The 12,551-nt window shown below is 45.0% G+C and carries 22 protein-coding genes; 17 read left to right on the top strand and 5 right to left on the bottom strand.

Features of this window, described 5'->3' with window-relative positions; translation table 11 throughout:
* Positions 1 to 45: 45 nt before the first annotated feature.
* Genes KH703_RS00510 through KH703_RS00500 form a run of 3 tightly spaced genes read right to left on the bottom strand, consistent with a single transcriptional unit; the run spans position 46 to position 2,137 of the window.
* Positions 46 to 438, bottom strand: coding sequence for a hypothetical protein (locus KH703_RS00510; protein WP_304293193.1), 393 nt, complete (start codon positions 436 to 438; stop codon positions 46 to 48).
* Complete coding sequence (locus KH703_RS00505) at positions 435 to 1,295, bottom strand: DUF6731 family protein (RefSeq protein WP_304293191.1); 861 nt, start codon at positions 1,293 to 1,295, stop codon at positions 435 to 437. Before KH703_RS00505 ends, KH703_RS00510 begins: the two co-directional genes overlap by 4 nt.
* A gap of 59 nt (positions 1,296 to 1,354) precedes the next feature.
* Positions 1,355 to 2,137, bottom strand: a complete 783-nt coding sequence (locus KH703_RS00500; protein WP_304293189.1) for a LexA family transcriptional regulator — start codon at positions 2,135 to 2,137, stop codon at positions 1,355 to 1,357.
* A gap of 94 nt (positions 2,138 to 2,231) precedes the next feature.
* Here KH703_RS00500 and KH703_RS00495 point away from each other — a divergent pair, with 94 nt between their 5' ends.
* From KH703_RS00495 to KH703_RS00485, 3 genes are all read left to right on the top strand, one after another.
* Positions 2,232 to 2,486 (top strand): helix-turn-helix transcriptional regulator, encoded by a 255-nt coding sequence (locus KH703_RS00495; protein ID WP_304293187.1) that lies wholly within the window; start codon positions 2,232 to 2,234, stop codon positions 2,484 to 2,486.
* Complete coding sequence (locus tag KH703_RS00490) at positions 2,467 to 2,676, top strand: hypothetical protein (protein WP_304293185.1); 210 nt, start codon at positions 2,467 to 2,469, stop codon at positions 2,674 to 2,676. The genes KH703_RS00495 and KH703_RS00490 overlap by 20 nt, the downstream gene beginning before the upstream one ends.
* Positions 2,677 to 2,742: 66 nt before the next feature.
* Positions 2,743 to 2,925 carry a hypothetical protein gene (locus tag KH703_RS00485; protein WP_304293183.1) on the top strand — a complete coding sequence of 61 codons (183 nt, stop codon included), beginning with the start codon at positions 2,743 to 2,745 and terminating at the stop codon, positions 2,923 to 2,925.
* A gap of 114 nt (positions 2,926 to 3,039) precedes the next feature.
* Here KH703_RS00485 and KH703_RS00480 read toward each other — a convergent pair whose 3' ends face one another.
* Positions 3,040 to 3,237, bottom strand: a complete 198-nt coding sequence (locus KH703_RS00480) for a hypothetical protein (RefSeq protein ID WP_304293181.1) — start codon at positions 3,235 to 3,237, stop codon at positions 3,040 to 3,042.
* An 83-nt stretch (positions 3,238 to 3,320) separates the two neighbouring features.
* Here KH703_RS00480 and KH703_RS00475 point away from each other — a divergent pair, with 83 nt between their 5' ends.
* Positions 3,321 to 3,533 (top strand): hypothetical protein, encoded by a 213-nt coding sequence (locus KH703_RS00475; protein ID WP_304293179.1) that lies wholly within the window; start codon positions 3,321 to 3,323, stop codon positions 3,531 to 3,533.
* Between the two features lies 1 nt (position 3,534).
* Here KH703_RS00475 and KH703_RS00470 read toward each other — a convergent pair whose 3' ends face one another.
* The gene (locus tag KH703_RS00470) at positions 3,535 to 3,741 is read right to left on the bottom strand and encodes a hypothetical protein (RefSeq protein ID WP_304293177.1); all 207 of its coding nucleotides are present in this window, start codon (positions 3,739 to 3,741) and stop codon (positions 3,535 to 3,537) included.
* A gap of 90 nt (positions 3,742 to 3,831) precedes the next feature.
* Between KH703_RS00470 and KH703_RS00465 the strand changes: the two genes are divergently transcribed.
* From KH703_RS00465 to KH703_RS00405, 13 genes are read left to right on the top strand one after another with little or no spacing between them, the layout of a single operon-like run.
* Positions 3,832 to 4,842, top strand: a complete 1,011-nt coding sequence (locus KH703_RS00465) for a hypothetical protein (RefSeq protein WP_304293176.1) — start codon at positions 3,832 to 3,834, stop codon at positions 4,840 to 4,842.
* Complete coding sequence (locus tag KH703_RS00460; protein ID WP_304293174.1) at positions 4,839 to 5,447, top strand: hypothetical protein; 609 nt, start codon at positions 4,839 to 4,841, stop codon at positions 5,445 to 5,447. The genes KH703_RS00465 and KH703_RS00460 overlap by 4 nt, the downstream gene beginning before the upstream one ends.
* Positions 5,441 to 6,277: a DNA adenine methylase gene (locus tag KH703_RS00455; RefSeq protein WP_304293172.1), complete on the top strand. Its 837-nt coding sequence runs from the start codon at positions 5,441 to 5,443 to the stop codon at positions 6,275 to 6,277. The genes KH703_RS00460 and KH703_RS00455 overlap by 7 nt, the downstream gene beginning before the upstream one ends.
* A complete protein-coding gene (locus KH703_RS00450; RefSeq protein ID WP_304293170.1) occupies positions 6,271 to 6,942 on the top strand; it encodes a site-specific DNA-methyltransferase in 672 nt (223 codons plus the stop codon). Before KH703_RS00455 ends, KH703_RS00450 begins: the two co-directional genes overlap by 7 nt.
* Positions 6,939 to 7,244, top strand: coding sequence for a hypothetical protein (locus KH703_RS00445; RefSeq protein ID WP_304293168.1), 306 nt, complete (start codon positions 6,939 to 6,941; stop codon positions 7,242 to 7,244). Before KH703_RS00450 ends, KH703_RS00445 begins: the two co-directional genes overlap by 4 nt.
* A 34-nt stretch (positions 7,245 to 7,278) precedes the next feature.
* On the top strand, positions 7,279 to 7,629 hold the full coding sequence (locus tag KH703_RS00440; protein ID WP_304293166.1) for a DUF1064 domain-containing protein: 351 nt from the start codon (positions 7,279 to 7,281) through the stop codon (positions 7,627 to 7,629).
* Complete coding sequence (locus tag KH703_RS00435) at positions 7,629 to 8,162, top strand: hypothetical protein (RefSeq protein ID WP_304293164.1); 534 nt, start codon at positions 7,629 to 7,631, stop codon at positions 8,160 to 8,162. The genes KH703_RS00440 and KH703_RS00435 overlap by 1 nt, the downstream gene beginning before the upstream one ends.
* On the top strand, positions 8,155 to 9,450 hold the full coding sequence (locus KH703_RS00430; RefSeq protein ID WP_304293162.1) for a hypothetical protein: 1,296 nt from the start codon (positions 8,155 to 8,157) through the stop codon (positions 9,448 to 9,450). The genes KH703_RS00435 and KH703_RS00430 overlap by 8 nt, the downstream gene beginning before the upstream one ends.
* Positions 9,431 to 9,742, top strand: coding sequence for a resolvase (locus tag KH703_RS00425; RefSeq protein ID WP_304293160.1), 312 nt, complete (start codon positions 9,431 to 9,433; stop codon positions 9,740 to 9,742). Before KH703_RS00430 ends, KH703_RS00425 begins: the two co-directional genes overlap by 20 nt.
* Entirely contained in the window at positions 9,735 to 11,285 is a 1,551-nt protein-coding gene (locus KH703_RS00420; RefSeq protein ID WP_304293158.1) for a phage head-tail adapter protein, read from the top strand. The genes KH703_RS00425 and KH703_RS00420 overlap by 8 nt, the downstream gene beginning before the upstream one ends.
* Entirely contained in the window at positions 11,275 to 11,526 is a 252-nt protein-coding gene (locus KH703_RS00415) for a hypothetical protein (protein WP_304293156.1), read from the top strand. The genes KH703_RS00420 and KH703_RS00415 overlap by 11 nt, the downstream gene beginning before the upstream one ends.
* Before the next feature lie 2 nt (positions 11,527 to 11,528).
* The gene (locus KH703_RS00410; RefSeq protein ID WP_304293155.1) at positions 11,529 to 12,191 is read left to right on the top strand and encodes an HIT family hydrolase; all 663 of its coding nucleotides are present in this window, start codon (positions 11,529 to 11,531) and stop codon (positions 12,189 to 12,191) included.
* 10 nt (positions 12,192 to 12,201) lie between these two features.
* Positions 12,202 to 12,549 carry a hypothetical protein gene (locus KH703_RS00405; RefSeq protein ID WP_297962543.1) on the top strand — a complete coding sequence of 116 codons (348 nt, stop codon included), beginning with the start codon at positions 12,202 to 12,204 and terminating at the stop codon, positions 12,547 to 12,549.
* Positions 12,550 to 12,551 lie beyond the last annotated feature (2 nt).

The raw sequence follows: 12,551 nt of genomic DNA, 5'->3' as shown, positions 1-12,551 counted from the left end.
TGGATTTCTAGCTTGATTTGCTTAGGGTTTTGTATATGGGCAAAATCAATTCTCCTTATTTTGCATCGTTATAAAATATGCGAGAAATTTATATGTCCTATACGTCTTATAAATAGCGATAAAAAATAAAGCCAAGGACGCTATAGATAGTATGATTTTTATCCAATAGCTTTCCATCTTTAAAAGCCATACTACAAAAATAAATAGTCCTACGAACAAATTCCAAGATAATGCGCTAGTAAAGATTTTTACGACATCGTTAAAAATATCGGCTCTTTTAAAATCCTCGATCCTGCCGCCTCGTATAGCTTGTAATACGCTTAACGCCGTTATCAAAAAGGCGAGCATTACGAAGTTAATGTTATACAGCTTATCTAAATTTTCCCACAGACCGTCTATGTCGATCCATCCCAATATAAAATCTTTTACCGCATTCATATTAGTTCTAAAACATCCTTTATATTTTCGTCGTAAATTTCATTTAGTATTGTTATTATATCATTTATTTCCAGACTTTTAGTTTTTTCATTCACTCTTATGTCATCCTTACAGACGCTATAAAATTTATCTATTAAATCTATAGTTTGCCCTTTATCAAAAACGGAAGACAGCGTTTTAAGCTTTAATTTTTTGAAGTTATTTTTGTTAAAATCAAAATTTAACATTCTCTTTATAGTCGATGAAACAAAGCCCCTTTTTTGTTTTGACGTGATTTTTAGCTCTAAAGTATTAATATCGTTTAAATCAAAATCTTTAATTTGATCGAGGCTTAGCCCTAGTTCCTTTAAAAGACGGGGGTTAGGACTAGCTATCGTGAATTCAAAGGCGGCTATCGTGTCCGTATCCAGTATCTGCTCTATGCCCTCTTTTCTTGCGATATGTTGCAGAATAAAGCCGCCCAGCTTGTCTTTGAATACCCATTTTATGTATTTTTCAAAAACAGACGGAGAAAAGCCCTCCTGATTATTTTGGTATATGATTATATCGTGTGCAAAATCCCAATATAAATAGCTTTGTTCCAAAAGAGCCTCATCACCTCTTAGCTTCAAGAAGCTTACCTCGCCGGTAGTTTCGTTTTTTATTTCCGGGAGATAATCCTTTCTGAGTTTTTGAAAAGAAAAGATGTTGTCGTTTATCTTGTATAAAAACGCCTTATTATCGCCCATATCCATTAGTTGATGATCTAAAGAAAAACCCTCGGCAAAGAAGTCTTTAAACGCATCGCCGTATAAACCTACACTAAATTTCTTTTCTACCTTATAAAAATAAAATTTTATATTTTTGGTTTTATTCATTTTTAGCCTTTTTTCTTAAAACCTCTTGGAATTTATAGAATACGATCCGACTACGCGGATTATTTTATTCCATAATCATTAAAGGTAAGCCCTTTATGAACCTCATAATGTATTTTTCCGCAGACTTTGCCTAATATCTCCCAGTCGTAACCCTCTTTGTGCGGGTAAATATCGCCGTATTTCGGATTTAGGCTAATGAGCTTGACATTGTCATTTGGCAGAAACTCGACCCTTTTTATATACACGATATCGCCCATCCGAACGACATAAACTCCCGCTATCCTGACGAAATTGCCGCGGTTGTTTACCATATCAACGATCGCCCAATCGCTCTCCTCAAAATCAGGCAGCATACTATCGCCCACTACCTCAAAAACTCTTAAATTTGCAGGGTTTAGCCCCTTTACGAAGCTTTTATCTACCGCTACCTTTCGCTCCTCTTTATTTAGCAGCTCTAAATCGAACGTGCCCTCGCTACCCGCGCCTACCCGCATCTCGGATTTAGAGAGAAACACCACGTTTTTTAGGCTATACTCGGCAGGGATTAGATGAGCGTATTTTTCAAAATTGTTTTTCAGCTCTTTTTTGACGATCTGTTTCTTTGACGTCTCCTCGTCATCGAATAAATCTATTACGTTTTTCCCCAATATTTCCGCTATTAGCGGCAACTTTTCAAGCTCAGGCTTTGACGATTTTTTCTCTTTGCCGTTTTTGCCGATTTCGCCCGGCTGCGTTTCATAGTGCGCCACTAGCCCTTGCGTTATACCTAGCTTCTCGGCAAACTGCACCTGTGTTAGTCCCGCTTCCTGTCTGAAAGCTCTAATCTTTTGATGAATATCCATTAAAAATCCTTCTATTGAATTTTAGCAATTTTAAAATTACTAAAGATAATATCATTAAGCAGATTTTTATATTATCGATGATAATATACCGCTCATGGAACAGAACAAAATTACTCAAGAACAAATAGCAAAAAAGCTCGGCGTCACACAGGGGGCAGTTTCGCTATGGTTTTTACAAATCAATACGCCAAAAGTCAAACACGCAAATGCGATGCAAAAGCATTGGGGTTTTCCTACTCAAATATGGGGCAACCCAAAGCTTTTTAGCGCTTTTATGCAGAAGAATAGCCAAAAATTCGGCTCGCTGAAAATATTACGAAAGGCTAAGAATGGTAGCGCCGAAGTATGACAATAGCAAGGCTTTTAAGCTTTCGAACCAAAACATCGCCGCTATCGTGAAAATCCAAAACGCGAAGGGCTTTAAAAACGATAGTGAGGTTGTGAGGTTTTGCATTGATTTTATGGCGGTTTTGATTGAGCGCGGGCTAGAAACTCAAGCGCTCGCAAGGCTCGTAGAAAGCGTAGCGAACGAAAGATGACCGCAGACCTTGCTTTTGCTATCGGCGGAATAATCGCGCTTTGCGTAGGGATTTGGAGCGCTAGACGTGAAAAACAAAAAAGAGATTAAAAAACTTAAGCGCGCGATAAAGAAACTTCGCGAGGAGGTCGATAAGCTAGGCGGAGGCGCAAGCGCGATCGGTTTCATTACGGAAGAGTACAAATATGAAGAAGAGGATATCGATACGCAAATCAGATGCAGAAAGGATAAAAAATGCAAACGACGTTAAACGCCGATGAGAAAAAGGTTAAAAACAAGCGCTTTTTAAAATCGCTTAAAAAAATAGTAGCGGAGCTAGACAAATGCACGGACAGAAAAGACCAAGCCAAGATGGTAGAAATACTTATTGCTTATTTCGATCTTGGTTTTTATCTAAATCGATAAGCGTAGGAGCTATTTTTTTAGCTATAGCGTTAAATAAAGCTCCGATGTTTTCGCCGAGCGTTGGGGCGTCTAAGTTTCTGCTTACGACGCCTTGCACTGAAAGTTGTTTTTCTATGATTGCTTTGGTTAGTTCTAAAACTATCTCTTTGTCTGTCATTTAAATCCTTTGCGGTGAATTTCTTAGCTTGGCGGCGGAATTCTACGAAGGATTTAACTGAAAGTCAAATTTAAGGAGAGGACATGAAAAAATCAAAATTAAAAGCCGAGGTTAAAACCTTGAAGTTTTGGCGTAAGCAATACAAAAAAAAGCTTAACGAGGCTATCAAGGTTATTAACAAAAACGCTCAAACTACGAACGAACAAGACAGGCGTATAAATAGCTTAGAGTTTAAGGCGAGCACGCTCATAGCGGAGATTACTCGCCTTAAAACCATCGTCAATTTTAAAGACTAGGCTATTCATCGCCCGGGAAAGGACTAAGCGGAGTGCGTAAATACGCTATCGTGTTTTCTATCCACTTTTTTCTTTCCGCGTCCATTTCGGCTAAAGGCTTTAAAAAGTCCGGTTGTCTTTTGTATCGTAGGCATAGCTCTATGATCCTTAAATTGTTAGACAACTCTTGTTCTTTGAGCATTCTGCTCGGCAGTGTTTCGTCATTCATCGTGATGGCTCCTTGTGTTGAAATGCAAATAAATTATATCACAAGGGGCTTTTAGGATGAATAAAAAAGATAACTTGAAAGGAAGAGGATATGAGACACGCGTTTAATACGGATCTAGCCGAGAAATACGGCATAGAAAAAGCGCTTATAATAGACTATTTCGCCTATTGGGTAGTTGAAAATATGCGAAATGAAAAAAACTTCCACGAGGGCAGGTATTGGGTTTTTAACTCCGCGAGTGCCTTAAGCGAAAAATTCCATTATATTTCGCGCAGGACGATGAACCAAAAACTTCAAGAGCTGGAGACAGACGGCATTTTAATCAGCGGAAATTTTAATAAAAATAAATTCGACCGCACGAAGTGGTATAGCTTTAGGGATGAATATGCGTGGCTGCTAGACGAACATCGCAGCTCGGCAGAAATTGCGGCTTCGAGCGGGGATAATCTCCAATCCATTGGAAAAAGTAGCCACTCCATTGGAGAAAATTGCCAATGGAGTGGAGAAAATTGCCACTCTATAAAAATATCAAACACACCTACAGAAGAAAATTCAAAAGAATTTCAAACTGATAGCTCGCTATCGCTCGCTAACGCGCGCACGCGAGAAGCGATTCCTGCAGATGATTTTTCGCAGAAGCGCTCGGATAATTTTTCACGAACGGACGATTTTCCACAGAGTGATAATTTCTCACCTCCCGTCCAAAATCCCGCTAAGCCTAAAAAATTTCAAAAACCTACGATCGAGCAGATAAGGGCGTACTGCAAGGAAGCGGGCAAAAATATCGACGCGGAGGCGTTTTTCGATTTCTACGAAGCCAAAGGCTGGGTAGTAGGGCGAGCTCCGATGAAAGACTGGAAAGCTGCCGTAAGGAACTGGGCTAAAAACGAAAGCCAGTTTCTGCGGCGCAAGGTCAATTCAGACGGACAAGATGACGAATATGCCGATGTGCCGATGTTTGCAAGCGATAATCCAATCCTAAAAAACAACTTCCTAAGCCGTGATATGAGCGTGATCTACGATAGAGCCGCACAAATCGCCATAGAGGATGAAAGACTGCGGAGCAGCCCCGCACAAATTGAGATGAAGGATCACAGATGAGCTACAAAGAAAAATTCATAAACGAGATTTTGTTTCAAGGCAGAGCTACGCCGATGCAGGTGAAATTTCTAGCCGAGGGTGCGCTTAAAAATATCGCGGATAAAGACCTAGGTGAGTTTGCAAATTTCGCTTTCAGCCTCAAGACGAGATACGACAACGCCATCCAAACGATCATCAATGCTGCAAACGAGTACCAGCGAGAAACTACGATGCGGCTGTTAAAGAGAGGATGCGCGTTTTCGGATATCGCACTGCTTAAAAAATTCCTAACGCAATACTTCAAGCGAAAACTCATAGCGTGTGGCGTGTATCCGTTTACTTGCACGAGTATATCGATGAACGAATTTGGGGAATTTATCAACGACAACACCAAAAAGGCAATATCTGCGGCGGACGAAGTAGATTTTCTTACCGCGCTTTTGAAAGAGCAATACGCTATCGGCGAATATAGAGGCGAGCTTTTAGCGCAAAATATCGAGAATTTTCAGCGTGCCAAGGAGGGGCGGCTTAAAGAGGTGCCGAAGCTCGAAAATAAGCAATCTTCCGCAAACTCCGAGGGCTTTACGAAGCTACTTGAAAAAGTGAAGGCGAGATCGTTATGCTAGGCTTTTTTGACTACTACACTTCCGCGCCTTTGCCTTTTCAGGGGCAGAAGCGTAATTTTGCAAAAAAATTTGCCGAGGTTTTGGGTGAATTCCCCGACGACGCGATCTATTTAGATCTTTTCGGCGGCAGCGGGCTACTATCTCATATCACAAAGCGCGTAAAACCAGAAGCTCGCGTAATTTGGAACGATTACGACGATTATTACGGGCGGTTTTTGAAGTTTGATCAGACGAATGAGATTTTAGGGCGCTGCAATGAGCTTTTAAAGCTCTATCGCAAAGACGAGAAAATTTCACATCCGCATAGGGAGGAAATTTTAAAAATTATATCCGAATATGAAAACCCCGATTTTATTTCTCTATCCTCCCGCCTACTTTTCAGCGGGCAATATGCGCATTCATTCGCGGAGCTTAGCAAAAAGACGCTTTTTTCGTCCTCAAATAGCGTGTCCCTATTCACGCAGGCGGGTGATTTTTTTGATGGTATAGAGCGCACAAGCTGCGATTATAGCGAGCTTTACAAAAAGCATAAAGACGAAAATATCGTGCTAGTCTGCGACCCCCCCTATCTGCAAACCGATCGCAACGGCTACGTGATGAGCGGTAAGCCTTGGCGGATGGTAGAGTTTTTAAAATTGTTTGAAATTTTAAAACATCCGTTTTTCTTTTTCAGCTCGGAAAAAAGCGACTTTAAGGACTATATAGAATTTTGCGTCGAACGCGGGATGGCGAACGAATGGATTAAAAATATGAAATTTTGCGTAACCAAAGCACAAAATCACGGTTTTTCAAGCTACAAAGATATGATGTATTGGAGCGCGCGATGCTAGAGCTTAATAAAATTTACAATACCGATTGCTTGGAGTTTATGCACTCTATGCCCGATAGCTGCGTGGATTTGGTCGTAACCGACCCGCCTTATGAAATTCACACCAAAGGCGGCGGGCTAGGCAAACGCCCCATATATGAAAACGGCGCGCTGGGTAAAATTTCGCAGGGCTTTGATGCGGAGGCTGCGCTAGAGCAGATCGCGCGCATCTGCAAGAAAATCAATATTTTCATATTCTGCTCTACAAAACAAAAGCCGCGCATAATGAATTGGGGCTATGAGAGGGGCTGCAATATCGCCGAGCTCGCGTGGTATAAACCCAACGCCGCGCCCTTTACGAATAACACCTTTAAAAGCGACCTTGAAAATATAATCTACATCAGGGAAAAAGGGGTCAAAATTAAAGGCATTTCAAGGCTTTTTACGCACAACTGCGGCAAGAGTAAATACGGACATCCGACTGAAAAACCGCTCGAAATAATCGAAAAGCTGATTTTAACCGCATCAAACGAGGGGGATTTGGTATTCGACCCTTTTATGGGTAGCGGCACGACTGCGGCGGCTTGCAAAGAGTTAAATAGAAACTTCATCGGCTGCGAGATAGAGAGCAAATACTGCGAAATCGCCGAGAAAAGATTAAGAAAAACTATAAGGGGGTTATTATGAGCGAAATTTTGAATTACGCGGTGTATAAGCTGGAGCTTGACGAGATAGAAAATAGCGACGATTGGTTTGACGCGAACGGGCAGCTGAAATACAAAGAGCGGTTTTTATTTGACGCACTCAAAGAGGCGGGACGGATAGAAGAGGATAGCTGGCTAACGGCTCTATTCGCAAACGAGCAGGACGCTATAGAGTTTTGCGAGGGCGCGGGGCTAAGCTCAAACTCGGATTATTTTTATTTTTGCCTGCGGGTAGAGGCCGCCGTTTCTGCCGTCGAGGGCGAATATGTGGAGATAGGGTATTGATGAGACTATCCAAAGCGGAGTTTGAAAAATTCAAATGAAAATTAGGCGAATTTCCAAATACAGGGCTAAAAAGACCGCCTACGGGGGCGCGATATACGATAGCGCCAAAGAAGCAAAACGGGCGGCGGAGCTAGAACTACTACAAAGAGCGGGCAAGATCAGAAACCTTAGGCGACAGGTGAAATTTACCCTGCAAGATAAATTTCAATACCGCGGCAAAACTATAAGAGCGATAGAGTATGTGGCGGATTTCGTCTATGAAGCGGACGGGCTCATCATCGAGGACGTCAAAGGCTACCGCACGCCCGAATACAAAATCAAAGCCAAGATGCTAAAAAGGCTGATCGCAAACGGCAAGATAGACGGGGAATTTAAGGAGAGTTGATGGCAAAGATCACGGACGAAACAAAAAAGCAGGTAATAGCAGACTATCTCACGGGCAAATTTTCACAACGCGACCTGGTGAAAAAATATAATATTTCGCTAGGAACCGCAAACAAATTGACCAGGGATTTGTCCCCCGAAAATGAACGCTACGTAGAAGCCGAAGTAACGATGATTGCGGCGAGGCAAACGCTCCCAAATGAACAGATGAACGCAATAATGAACGCCGCTAAAGACGAGGCGTATAACAGGGGGCTAATTTTCAACGCTACTCAAAAAAACCTGGTAAAGATCACGGAAATGCTAAACAAAAACACCAAGCACGAAAAGGTAGGCGTGGGAGACGGAGTGCAAAACTTCGAGCCGGTGGAGCTAAACGCGAACGACTATAAAGCCTTACAGGACGCGATAGATAAGGCAAGTCTAACGCTTGGCGTAAATCCTCGCACGGCTCAAACCCTGATCCAAAACACAAACGCGCAGCAGACGAAAATTCAGATCACCAGGCGCGAGATAGGGGCGAGCGATGAGTGAGCTAGCCCTTGATCTGCGCTATACGCCGCAGCAAAAGGCGGTATTTTTCCAAAACGACGCGCGCTTTTGCACTATCGAAAAAGGCAGACGTTTCGGCTTTACGAAGGGCACGGCGAATGCCTGCATCGAGTGGCTGCTTGAGGGGCAAAAGATACTCTGGGTAGATACGATAGCGGCAAATTTGAAAAGATACTTCGAGCGGTATTTCCTCCCCGAGCTGCGGCAGCTGCCAAAAGAGCTGTGGAGCTGGAACGCGCAGGATAAGCAGCTCAAGATCTGTGAGGGCTATCTTGATTTTCGCTCCGCAGAACGCCCCGAGAATATAGAGGGTTTCGGATACGACACGGTCATCCTCAACGAGGCGGGCATCATCCTCAAAGACCCCTATTTGTGGGACAATGCGATCTCTCCTATGCTGCTAGACAATCCAAACTCTCGCGCATTCATCGGCGGCGTGCCGAAAGGGAAAAATAAATTTTTCGATCTGGCGCAGCGCGGAATGAGAAACGAAAAGGGTTGGAGAAATTTTCAGTTTTCCAGCTACGACAACCCGCTACTTCAAAAAGAGGAGATCGACAGGCTGGTTGCAGAGCTGGGCGGAGCGGATAGCGACGTAGCGAGGCAGGAGATTTTCGGCGAGTTTTTGGATACTACCTCAAACTCCGTGTTTTCTTTGGCGGCTATCGAGGCCGCGTTTCGCAAGCAAAGATATTTCGACGCAGGCGCGTCCGTGATCTGGGCTTTGGACGTAGCCAGAGAGGGAGACGACGAAAGCGTGCTTTGCAAAAGGCAGGGAGATAGCGTAGAGGCTCTGAAACCCTACCGCATAGCTAGCACGAGCGAGCTGGCGCGCGAAATTTACGGCGAGTATGAGAGAAGCGATCTCAAGCCTCACGCGATATACATTGACACTATCGGAGTGGGCGCGGGGGTGTTTGATACTCTGTGCGATCTAGGGCTACGCGGCATCGTGCGCGAGGCAAAAGGAAGCTTTAAAGCAAGCGACGAGCGCAAATATGCGAACAAACGCGCCGAGATGTATTTCAACCTGCGCGAAAAGCTCCCGCTTCTTGCGATCGCGCCCGATGAGGAGCTCAAAAGGCAGCTACAAACGATCGCTTTCTACTTTGACAAAAAGGAGCGGTATCTGCTGATGCCCAAAGAGGGCATCAAAAAAGAGTATGGCCGCAGCCCCGATCGCGCCGATGCGCTAGCGATGAGCTTTTTTGATCTCTGCCCGATACTACCGCGAAGAAAGGATCAAAGATATGACGACTACGCATGGTGAAAAGTGCGAACTATGGGTAGAAAATGCACTCAAAACAGACTATATTTTTGAAAAAATTTCGCCTACGCTTGTGAGGAATTTGGCGAGGCTGGACGATAGGGCTTTGAGGCTAGGCATATTCGTGATGATCTGCGATCTGGCTAGCGGAATGAAGCAGATGCCGACGAAAATTCACAAAATCAGACTCGCCGCGGAGCTTGTGAGAGACGGAGCGAAATTTAAGAGGGTGCGCGAGCTCACGGGGGTTTCAAAAAGCACATACTACAAAATGAAAAGGATCATCAATGGATAGGACGGCATACCTGCAGGAGCTCAAAACTGCGGCAATGGACGGCTACGAACATTACAAGCAAGGTTTCAAGGATTTGGAGGAGGCGTATTTGCTGATCTTGCGCCCCGAGCTCGCAGAGAGCCTGCAAAAGCGCAACAAAAGCAAAAACTATATCCCGAAACTCAATTCAAAGGCAAAAAGAATTTACGACGGACTAACCGAAACCTACTTCAACAACGACAAATTCGCAAAGCTCGAACCCTATATCAACTCCTCGGACGACGTGATCGACAAATGGCAGGCGGCGATAGATCATTACGCCGAGAGCATAAATCTATACAAAACCTTTGCGCCGATATTCTTGCGCGCGCCGTTTTCGGCAAGCTGCGCGGTAAAGGTGTATTGGAGCAAAGACCGCGCAATGATAGACGAAGTGAGCCTGCAAGATCTATATTTTGACCCGGGCGCGCGCGGACTAAACGACATATCCTATTTGGTGCATAGAATATATCTTAGCAGCGAGGATATTTTGAGCTACGGCAAAAGGGGCGTTTTTAAAATAGAGAACAAAGAGGCTTTCGCAGACAAAAAGCCGTATGAGAGATTTGAAATTTATGAAATTTACGAGCTGCGCGGAGGCAAATGGTATGTTTCTAGCCTTTATGAAAACGAGCTTTTGCGCGATCTAGTAGAGCTGCGAGACGGACAGCCTTTCATAGTGGGCTATATGCTGCCGCAGATCAGATGCACGGACGAGGAGATTTACGTCAGCGCCTATGGCGAGCCTGCGCTGATGTCGATGCTTCCGCTGCAAAACGAACTCAATGTGAATAGAAACTCGATCACCGATGTCATCCGTCAGCAGGTCGCGCCGAAAATCATATTTGACAAGGCTTCAATGGTAGAGCGGGGCGAGCTTGAGAGCGTAGGCACGCCGATATACACAAATCAGCCGAGCGCCGTGCAGGTTTTGCCCGCGGGGGACATAGGCGGAGCGATGGCTACGCTTCAGGTCATCGAAAACGAAATGAGCGAAGTTAGCGGCGTTTCTCCTCAACAAAACGGCGCGACGACCGTGCGAAAAGAGACCGCCACGATGGCAAGCATAATGGCGAACGAGGGCAGCGTAAGACTTCAAGGCTATATCCGCACATTCAACGAGACATTTTTCGAGCCGATATTTGAACGGCTTGCGTTTTTGGTGTGGAAATATGCCGATCCAATCTTTTTTGCGGGCTTCGGGCGCGGCGAGGTGCCGAGTTTTAAAGTGAATTTAAATACGGGCATCGGAGCGCTAAATAAGGAGGTGCAAAAGCAATCCTTGATGGATGCGGCGAAAATGATCGGCGCGCAGTTTGGAATGTGCTTGCAGATAGGCGATCAGGCGGGAGCGGCTGCGATGAAAGAGGCGAGCAAAAAGCTTCTTTTGGAGCTTCTGCCGCTATACGGTATCAAAAATGCAAGCGAGTTTATCGGCGAGCGCAGCGGGCTAGAGCAGATGATCCTGCCGCCGCAGATACCCCCTGATATAAATCCAATGCAAGGAGTAAGCAATGCTTTCTAACACGCAAAAAAAGGTTTTTGACGCCACTATTTCAAATTTGACGTCAAATAAAGAGCTTGAGCCGATTTTGGGGAGTGACGCCGTGAGGAAATTCCTCGTTTTGCTAAGTATCAAATACGAGGAATTCTTGATCTCGGCGCAAGATGAGAATGCAAGCGACGAAAGCCGCCTGCGGGCAATGGATAAGGTGAAGCTTATAGAAAGCTTTTTTGAATTTTTTGAAAACTATACAGGAGAGTAGAGATGACGGAGCAAGACGCAATCAATGCATTGGTAGGCGAATTAGAAGCGAGCGAGGGGCAAACGGAGCCACAGGAAGCGCAAGGTGCAGAGCCTACGGAGGGGCAAAAAACAGAGCAGCCGCAGCTTACGCAAGAAAATCTGCAAAATATGATAGCAAGCGCTATGCAAGGCATAGAGGAACAAAAAGCGGCGCAAGAGGCGGAAAAAGCCAAAGCGGCGGAGCAGGCCAAAGCGGTGCAGCTTCCGCCCGAGCAACAAGCGCTGCTCGATAGTATGGGCTTGCAAGGAATGCCACAGATGCAAGAGCAGATCAGGCAGCTTCAAGAAGCGCAAGCTCAGGCACAAGAAGCGGCGCGCAAGAGAGCGGTTTTTGACAAAAATTTAGATCAATTCAGCAAAGATTATCCGACTATCAAGCCCGAGGAGATGGGAAAATGGGCGGAGCAAAACGGCTTTTTGCCACTTCTTGGCGAAAACTACGACGGCTGGAAAGCGGTAGCAAACGCGATGATAAAGATCGCAACGCCTACGCAAAAACCTGACGAGATCATCGATACGAACAAATCGGGCGGGGAGCTCGGGGCATTCGATAGGATGAAAAAAGGCGAGGACGTAAGCGACGTAGAGATCGGTGCGGAACTTCTAAAACAGGCGGGATTTTAAGGAGGATGAGATGAACCCATTTTTTTCAGGTATAGCAGGCGGGCTAGCAGGAGCGGCGAATACGGCAGCAAACAGCGGCGGATGGAATTTTCTTGATATGCTAAAAGGGGCGGGCAATCGGGCGATGGGCTTGTTTTCAGGCTCGGGCGGCGGAACGCCTACGTGGTTACAAGCCGCGGGCTTGGCTGGCGGTCTGTATTCGGGCTTGCAGCAGCAAAAAGCGGCTAACAAAGCCCTGCAAATGCAGCAAGATGCATATAATTTCAACAAGATGCTTTCGCAACGCGAGATCGACAGACAAAACCGCGCCGAGCAAAATTTATACGACGGATGGAATGCGTCCACTTTCGCGAGGTGAGA

It is taken from the genome of Campylobacter gracilis (assembly GCF_018374135.1).
GTDB classification, from domain to species: Bacteria; Campylobacterota; Campylobacteria; order Campylobacterales; family Campylobacteraceae; genus Campylobacter_B; species Campylobacter_B gracilis_A.
The sequence above is the reverse complement of the archived record's forward strand: the minus strand, read 5'-3'. Positions and strand labels throughout refer to the sequence as shown.

Bases quoted from the DNA above. Each gene is read 5' to 3' on its own strand.
- KH703_RS00510 (WP_304293193.1), bottom strand. From the start codon at position 438: ATGAATGCGGTAAAAGATTTTATATTGGGATGGATCGACATAGACGGT.
- KH703_RS00505 (WP_304293191.1), bottom strand. From the start codon at position 1,295: ATGAATAAAACCAAAAATATAAAATTTTATTTTTATAAGGTAGAAAAG.
- KH703_RS00500 (WP_304293189.1), bottom strand. From the start codon at position 2,137: ATGGATATTCATCAAAAGATTAGAGCTTTCAGACAGGAAGCGGGACTA.
- KH703_RS00495 (WP_304293187.1), top strand. From the start codon at position 2,232: ATGGAACAGAACAAAATTACTCAAGAACAAATAGCAAAAAAGCTCGGC.
- KH703_RS00490 (WP_304293185.1), top strand. From the start codon at position 2,467: ATGGTAGCGCCGAAGTATGACAATAGCAAGGCTTTTAAGCTTTCGAAC.
- KH703_RS00480 (WP_304293181.1), bottom strand. From the start codon at position 3,237: ATGACAGACAAAGAGATAGTTTTAGAACTAACCAAAGCAATCATAGAA.
- KH703_RS00475 (WP_304293179.1), top strand. From the start codon at position 3,321: ATGAAAAAATCAAAATTAAAAGCCGAGGTTAAAACCTTGAAGTTTTGG.
- KH703_RS00470 (WP_304293177.1), bottom strand. From the start codon at position 3,741: ATGAATGACGAAACACTGCCGAGCAGAATGCTCAAAGAACAAGAGTTG.
- KH703_RS00465 (WP_304293176.1), top strand. From the start codon at position 3,832: ATGAGACACGCGTTTAATACGGATCTAGCCGAGAAATACGGCATAGAA.
- KH703_RS00460 (WP_304293174.1), top strand. From the start codon at position 4,839: ATGAGCTACAAAGAAAAATTCATAAACGAGATTTTGTTTCAAGGCAGA.
- KH703_RS00455 (WP_304293172.1), top strand. From the start codon at position 5,441: ATGCTAGGCTTTTTTGACTACTACACTTCCGCGCCTTTGCCTTTTCAG.
- KH703_RS00450 (WP_304293170.1), top strand. From the start codon at position 6,271: ATGCTAGAGCTTAATAAAATTTACAATACCGATTGCTTGGAGTTTATG.
- KH703_RS00445 (WP_304293168.1), top strand. From the start codon at position 6,939: ATGAGCGAAATTTTGAATTACGCGGTGTATAAGCTGGAGCTTGACGAG.
- KH703_RS00440 (WP_304293166.1), top strand. From the start codon at position 7,279: ATGAAAATTAGGCGAATTTCCAAATACAGGGCTAAAAAGACCGCCTAC.
- KH703_RS00435 (WP_304293164.1), top strand. From the start codon at position 7,629: ATGGCAAAGATCACGGACGAAACAAAAAAGCAGGTAATAGCAGACTAT.
- KH703_RS00430 (WP_304293162.1), top strand. From the start codon at position 8,155: ATGAGTGAGCTAGCCCTTGATCTGCGCTATACGCCGCAGCAAAAGGCG.
- KH703_RS00425 (WP_304293160.1), top strand. From the start codon at position 9,431: ATGACGACTACGCATGGTGAAAAGTGCGAACTATGGGTAGAAAATGCA.
- KH703_RS00420 (WP_304293158.1), top strand. From the start codon at position 9,735: ATGGATAGGACGGCATACCTGCAGGAGCTCAAAACTGCGGCAATGGAC.
- KH703_RS00415 (WP_304293156.1), top strand. From the start codon at position 11,275: ATGCTTTCTAACACGCAAAAAAAGGTTTTTGACGCCACTATTTCAAAT.
- KH703_RS00410 (WP_304293155.1), top strand. From the start codon at position 11,529: ATGACGGAGCAAGACGCAATCAATGCATTGGTAGGCGAATTAGAAGCG.
- KH703_RS00405 (WP_297962543.1), top strand. From the start codon at position 12,202: ATGAACCCATTTTTTTCAGGTATAGCAGGCGGGCTAGCAGGAGCGGCG.